Here is a 351-nt window from a genome sequence, read left to right on the forward strand (position 1 = left end):
CGTGTATTAGGTCCTCGTGGTTTAATGCCTAACCCAAAAACAGGAACAGTAACTATGGATGTTGCTAAAGCAGTTACAGAAGTTAAAGCTGGTAAAATTGACTTTAAAGTTGATAAAACAGGTATTGTACATGCTGCTATTGGTAAAGCATCATTTAGTGCTGATAAAATTGCAGGTAATGCAAATGAATTATTACAAACATTAATTAAACTTAAGCCAACTGCTGCAAAAGGAACTTATGTTAAGAGTATTTTTATGTCTTCAACAATGAGTCCTAGTGTTGCTGTAGATCCTAAAATTGGTTAATAACTAGTTAAAACTTTTATTATGACAAGAGAAGAAAAATCACAA

At 31.9% G+C, this 351-nt stretch carries 1 pseudogene; it reads left to right on the plus strand.

From position 1 onward, the window contains the following. A pseudogene (locus tag FUA24_RS04025) lies at nt 1-306 on the plus strand (50S ribosomal protein L1); the annotation flags it as partial. Nucleotides 307-351: the final 45 nt, after the last annotated feature.

The organism is Seonamhaeicola marinus, from assembly GCF_008085455.1.